This window comes from Mucilaginibacter sp., from assembly GCF_036383575.1.
GTDB lineage: Bacteria > Bacteroidota > Bacteroidia > Sphingobacteriales > Sphingobacteriaceae > Mucilaginibacter.
The window spans coordinates 1-5,919 of sequence record NZ_DASVOB010000637.1; the positions used below are offsets into that span (position 1 = coordinate 1).

Genomic DNA, 5,919 nt, shown 5'->3' on the forward strand with positions numbered 1-5,919 from the left:
AAGAAATGGAGGGGTTTGTTAAATGGTACAATAATGCGGCCTTTCCACTAAAAGGCGAAGTAGCCGAAGCAGTATTGAAGTCAGCTGTGTCTCACCTGTATTTTGAATCCATACATCCGTTTGAAGATGGTAATGGTCGTATAGGTCGTGCTATCGCGGAGAAGGCCTTGTCCCAATCTATCGGACGTCCTGTAATGCTCAGCCTTTCTAAAATTATCGAGTACAATAAAGCTGCCTATTATGCTGCTTTAAAGGAGGCACAACGGTCATTGGATATCACTGCCTGGATTAATTATTTTGCTTCCGTAATTTTAGAAGCCCAGCGCGATGCTAAGGCCATGGTACAGTTTACTTTGAAGAAAGCGCAATTTTTTGACCGATATAAGCATCAGCTTAACGAGCGACAGTTAAAAGCAATCAATAAGATGTTAGAAAAAGGTGCTGATGGGTTTGAAGGGGGAATGACTGCTAAGAAATATATCGGCATCAGTAAAGCTTCTAAAGCCACCGCAACTCGTGATTTACAACAACTCCAAGAGATGGGCGTTTTTGTACAAGAAGGGGCGGGAAGATCGGTAAAATACCAGTTAGATTTAGTTTAGCTTTAGTGGATATTCCGGAGCCGTGGATCATAACATTCCGAAATCGCGAACCAATAGTTCTGCAACACTTTGACCATACCAAATCACTGATTAATAATTGCCATTTTTTAATGCGATAAACACAAGGCGCTGCTCTAAATGCCACGGAATCGCCTGGTCAAGGTCTACGGAACGTCCAATCAACACCCTGAATTTTGGGAACTGCTTCAAAACCAAACCGAGAATAATTAATAACTAAACTAAGTGCGATATTTAAAAATCTTGATAACTCTACGCTTTAACTGCCTTTACTCTATTACAAAGCATCATTAAAATAGGATTTACTTTGTTACAAAATAGTTGTAGATTTGCCTTTATTCTGTTACAAAGATGTGATTATCTGTTATGGCCTTTAAAAGAAGCATCGAAATTGACCTTAATCGCTGGAAAATAGGCGCAACGCGCAAGCCGCTTATCATAAGGGGGGCGCGTCAGGTCGGCAAAACCACGTTGATCCGTGATTTTGCCAAAAATTATACACATACCATCGTGCTTAACCTGGAAAAACCAGCTGACCGCCGTTATTTCGACGAATTTAATGATGTTCAAACCATTGTTGAGGCTTTATTTTTAGCACATAATATTCCATCATCGGCTATCACAAATACACTCTTATTCATCGATGAAATTCAGGAAAGCCCAAAGGCTATTCAATTATTACGCTATTTTTATGAAGAAATACCGAAGCTTCATGTGATCAGCGCTGGTTCATTATTGGAGTTTGCCATGCAAAAAGTACATAGTTTTCCGGTAGGCAGGGTGGAGTTTCTATACCTTCACCCTTTGAATTTCCAGGAATATTTGGAAGCTATTGGAAAGGATACACTACTGGATCAATTGCATCAGGTCCCAGTAAAAGCCTTTGCACATCAGACCTTAATGGATGCCTTTCACCGCTATGCGATTATTGGAGGGATGCCTGAGGTGGTGAAAACAGATGTTGAGCACCACAGCCTTTCAGATTTGCGGGTGATCTACGAAAGCATTTGGGGTACATATAAAAACGATGTGGAGAAATACACTTCCAATGAAACGGAAAGGAAGATCATTAAACATTTAATGGATACCGCACCGCTGTACCTTGACGAGCGCATAAAATACCAGGGATTTGGAAACTCTAATTACCGGTCAAGAGAAGTGGGAGAAGCGTTCAGAACGCTTGACGAAGCTAAGATCGTGCGTTTAATTTACCCGACTACGGACCTGATGCCGCCATTGAAGGCTGATCTGAAGAAAGCGCCGCGTTTGCAGTTTTTAGATACTGGCTTAGTGAATTATTCATTGGGCATACAAGCAGAAATGCTGGCTATGGATGACTTGAATAGTGCTTACAAGGGAGCCGTTATTCCTCATCTTGTAACGCAGGAACTCATATCGCTTCAAAGTATTTCAGCACATACACCGAATTTTTGGGTAAGGGAAAAAGCACAGTCTAATGCAGAAGTTGACTTACTGTACGTTTATAATAAGTTAGTCATTCCTATAGAAATAAAATCAGGCAGTACGGGATCATTGAAATCACTTCACCAGTTTATTGAGGCTGCAGACCATCCGTATGCTATCCGCATATACGGTGGTGCTTTCAAGATAGAGCAAGCAGTTACTCCTAATAAAAAACCATATGTGTTAATGAATTTACCGTATTACGCCAGCACGACATTACCCCAGTATATAAAATGGTTTGTTGAACACAACGTTTTATAGCTGAAAGACAGAAACCAAAATCATAATAGTGGATGTCGGGATTTAATACTTTCAAAATTTAATGATCACGGAGAAAATAGTTGATAGATCAAGCGAATTTGAAAACTCAGGTGGCACAAAAACGATCTGACAATTGTTAGTGCAGGTTAAATTTTTTTGTTTAGCGAATAATGAAAACTATTGCCTAATATTGCCAAGTTTTCCACACTTCGGAAACAAGATAGCACCAAAAAATGACCTAAATTTAGGTCAAAAAGTTTGTTTCTAATTTGATGCTGGAATCTCATAACTTACTGATAGTCACCACATAAGTACTTTCTGTATCGGCAAATAACTTAATTTTCTTATTGTTTCAAATGTTGCTTTTTATATTCAAAAATTAACTTTTTGCTTTCTTATAATGTTATTTGATTTCTTATTCATTTGTTACTAATTTGTTATATATAACGGACTAACGATTCACTGCACCCTGCCTGATGGTAATTTTCTTCCAGATGGTATAGCCGCCATATGCAAACATAAGCGCAATAATCATATACACCCAAACAGGGATATTGCGCCCGGCAATAATCAAGTAAAGATACGGCATGCTAAAACTTACTGAAGCGAGCAGTAACGGCATCATGATAGCCTTTTTTGACTTCAAGCTTTTAATTACCCAGCCAATAAAGGTAATAAAGCATACTTTGCTCGCAAAGTAGAGAGTACCAAGCAATAAAGGATCAACCTCATGTTTTTCGCCCAGTGCAATTACCCAATCTTTAAATAATGTGATATACTCTGTCATTATTGCAATATATCGATAACAATAATTGGATGACCGATATATTTAAAAAACATGGGCATTAAAAGAAATACGGTGAAATTAATTCGCTTATTTCCCCTTGATAATGTTTTAATTACTGGTCGCCAGGTAACTGTCAATATATATGCCAGCGCCGGGAAAAGCTCTCAGTGTAAAGACAACATCAATACGATTTTGGGGTAGATATCATGTAATGAAAAATTACACAATTAAATACACTATTAAATCTATAGATTTAATAGTGTATTTGTTATATTCGCAGCAAATAGTTTGTAGTATAAATAAAATGAACTTATATGATGTGCAAACCTACCGGAAAATACCCTGGATTTCATAAGATCGAGATCATAGCTGAGCTGGAAGCACCTGTCGAACGACAATCGGTTCTTAGCGGAGCAAAAGGCAACTACATTAGCGCCCCATGTATCGAAAATAATGATCTGTTCGGGCAGTTTATTCCTCCAAGCGCGTATACGCCAGGTTCGGTGCTCATCAGAAAGTTATCCGAAAGTTCAGTCGTGGTTAGTTTTTACAGTAACGCATCGCGTACCTATGGCCTGAAGTATCTCCGGGAAGTTAATCAACTCCAGTACGTCATCGGTGCTTTAGGAGGGCAGTTGACTATCGTTGAGCTAAACGAACCGGACGTAGATCCCGCCGCAAATATCGGGGGGCACGGTTTGAATTTACATTTCTATTTTGACCCAGCGGACATTGTTTCAGATAGGTTCAGGATCTATCCAAACGATTTTCGTGATCCGGTTTGTAATCCGGGTAATGAAAATAATATAGTCAGGTTGGCTGATCATATAATTGATAATTTCTATAAGGTAGTTCGCTCGCACATGGATACGAGGCAGAATTTGGATGTAAGGCGCTCAGAATTACAATATGCCTAAGCAGGACAGCATACTTTTTAAAGCAGAAAGAAAATGAAAAAAGTTAAACTCTTAGCAATACTGTTGTTCTTCAGCACGGCTTTATTAGCGCAGGACAAGCCTTTGACCATCGAGAACTATTACAAAATAAAATGGGGGCATGCCGATGAATTTATCGCGCTCTGGAAAAAGAACCACTACCCGCTGCTTAAAAAATTACAGGAAAAAGGTGATGTACTGAGCATCAGGGCCGAAACACCGGTGCTGCATAGCGGCGAAGATACCCGTTGGGATTTTAAGGTAACGCTTACTTTTAAAACCGAGCACCTCGCACTGGATTATAGCATTGTTGATCCTTATAAAAAACAACTTTACCCCGATCTGGAAAGCTACACCAAAGCCGAACAGCAGCGCTTTGAACTGGTCATCGCCCATTGGGATGTCCCCGTGGAAACTATACCCTTAAATTAAATGATAACAATGAAAAAGAGATTATGCGCCTTGGTGTTTCTTAGCCTTTCCATCGCAGCTACAACAGTAAATGCCCAATCCTTTATTGCCGAAGGCCCCTGGCGGGGCGTTTTCCACCAGCCAAATGGTACCGAAGTGCCTTTTAATTTTGAAATAAAAGGAAAAACTGCCGCTACCGCTAAAGTTTACCTGGTTAACGGACCAGAGCGTTTCGCTGCCAGCGGTATTAGCCAAAAGGGAGACTCATTGTTCATCGCCTTTGATCAGTTTGATAACGAGCTGGCAATTAAGGTCGGCGATAAAAAACTCAGCGGCGTGCTTCGCAAAAAAGATCTCTCGGGCCGCACTATACCCGTGGACGCTACCTTCGGTGAAACTTACCGCTTTGCCGATAATGGTGAAAAGCCCGCGGCAGATCTTTCAGGTAAATATGATGCAATATTTAAAGGCAGAAATGGCACGGATGAAAAGAAAGTAGGTATCTTTAAACAACAGGGGAGTAAATTATCGGCTACCTTTTTAAGCATTACCGGTGATTCGCGTTACCTGGAAGGCGTTGTGCAGGGCAATAAATTTTACCTGTCATCTTTCATAGGCAGTGGGGCATCGTATTATACAGGTACGTTCGATAATTCCGGGCAGATCACAGGTACTGCAAACGGCGCATCGTTCATCGCCACAAAAAATGCCGACGCAGCCTTACCTGACCCATATAAGTTGACTTATTTAAAAGAGGGCTATAAAACATTTGATTTCTCGTTGCCGGACGCAGAGGGTAACAAGGTTTCTTTGAAAGATGATAAATTAAAAAATAAGGTGGTCATCCTCACAATCGGCGGTACCTGGTGCCCAAACTGCATTGATGAGGCCGGATTTGTGGCCCCCTGGTATCAAAAAAACAAGAACCGTGGAGTAGAAGTAATTGGAGTTCAGTTTGAGCGTAAAGCCGACCCTGCATATGTGAAAAATGCGATGGAGAATTTCAAAAAGCGTTTTAACATTACTTATACCGAAATATTTGGCGGACTTGCAGATAAAAAAGCGGTAGCCGAATCTTTCCCGGCGTTGAATACCTTTTTATCTTTTCCAACCATTCTGTTTATTGATAAAAAAGGAAATGTTGATAAGATCTATACCGGCTTTACCGGCCCTGCAACAGGGACTTATTATACGCAGTTTATCAAGGAATTTAACGAAGAGGTTGATCAACTGTTGAAAAAGGATGCGATCTGATCTACTAACAATTGTTTTAAAATATTTATAGAAATGATATAATGAAAACCGTCATTGCGAGTAACCATCAGGATTCTCCTGAAAAAAAATGAGATGACGTGCTCTGCGATGAGAAGTAAGATATTAGCGGAATAAACAGGGCAAATTACACACCCCGTATAACCCTTGGGGCCTTTAAGAGCCCGCT

General features: G+C 40.3%; 6 protein-coding genes. 5 read left to right on the forward strand and 1 reads right to left on the reverse strand.

Going from position 1 to position 5,919, the window contains the following annotated elements:
• Positions 1 to 602: Fic family protein (locus tag VF500_RS22480; protein WP_330861822.1), on the forward strand; the 602-nt coding region annotated here is incomplete at its 5' end.
• Between the two features lie 384 nt (positions 603 to 986).
• The gene (locus tag VF500_RS22485) at positions 987 to 2,345 is read left to right on the forward strand and encodes an ATP-binding protein (RefSeq protein WP_330861823.1); all 1,359 of its coding nucleotides are present in this window, start codon (positions 987 to 989) and stop codon (positions 2,343 to 2,345) included.
• Between the two features lie 451 nt (positions 2,346 to 2,796).
• Here VF500_RS22485 and VF500_RS22490 read toward each other — a convergent pair whose 3' ends face one another.
• Positions 2,797 to 3,132, reverse strand: a complete 336-nt coding sequence (locus VF500_RS22490; protein ID WP_330861824.1) for a hypothetical protein — start codon at positions 3,130 to 3,132, stop codon at positions 2,797 to 2,799.
• A gap of 314 nt (positions 3,133 to 3,446) precedes the next feature.
• Between VF500_RS22490 and VF500_RS22495 the strand changes: the two genes are divergently transcribed.
• The 3 genes from VF500_RS22495 to VF500_RS22505 are packed head-to-tail and all read left to right on the forward strand — an operon-like array spanning position 3,447 to position 5,732.
• Positions 3,447 to 4,049 carry a hypothetical protein gene (locus tag VF500_RS22495; protein ID WP_330861825.1) on the forward strand — a complete coding sequence of 201 codons (603 nt, stop codon included), beginning with the start codon at positions 3,447 to 3,449 and terminating at the stop codon, positions 4,047 to 4,049.
• Positions 4,050 to 4,082: 33 nt separating this feature from the next.
• On the forward strand, positions 4,083 to 4,499 hold the full coding sequence (locus VF500_RS22500) for a hypothetical protein (RefSeq protein ID WP_330861826.1): 417 nt from the start codon (positions 4,083 to 4,085) through the stop codon (positions 4,497 to 4,499).
• 9 nt (positions 4,500 to 4,508) lie between these two features.
• Positions 4,509 to 5,732, forward strand: a complete 1,224-nt coding sequence (locus VF500_RS22505) for a TlpA disulfide reductase family protein (protein ID WP_330861827.1) — start codon at positions 4,509 to 4,511, stop codon at positions 5,730 to 5,732.
• Positions 5,733 to 5,919 lie beyond the last annotated feature (187 nt).

What these genes read in the sequence shown, in the direction of transcription:
- VF500_RS22485 (WP_330861823.1), top strand. Translation starts at nt 987, where the DNA reads ATGGCCTTTAAAAGAAGCATCGAAATTGACCTTAATCGCTGGAAAATA.
- VF500_RS22490 (WP_330861824.1), bottom strand. Translation starts at nt 3,132, where the DNA reads ATGACAGAGTATATCACATTATTTAAAGATTGGGTAATTGCACTGGGC.
- VF500_RS22495 (WP_330861825.1), top strand. Translation starts at nt 3,447, where the DNA reads ATGATGTGCAAACCTACCGGAAAATACCCTGGATTTCATAAGATCGAG.
- VF500_RS22500 (WP_330861826.1), top strand. Translation starts at nt 4,083, where the DNA reads ATGAAAAAAGTTAAACTCTTAGCAATACTGTTGTTCTTCAGCACGGCT.
- VF500_RS22505 (WP_330861827.1), top strand. Translation starts at nt 4,509, where the DNA reads ATGAAAAAGAGATTATGCGCCTTGGTGTTTCTTAGCCTTTCCATCGCA.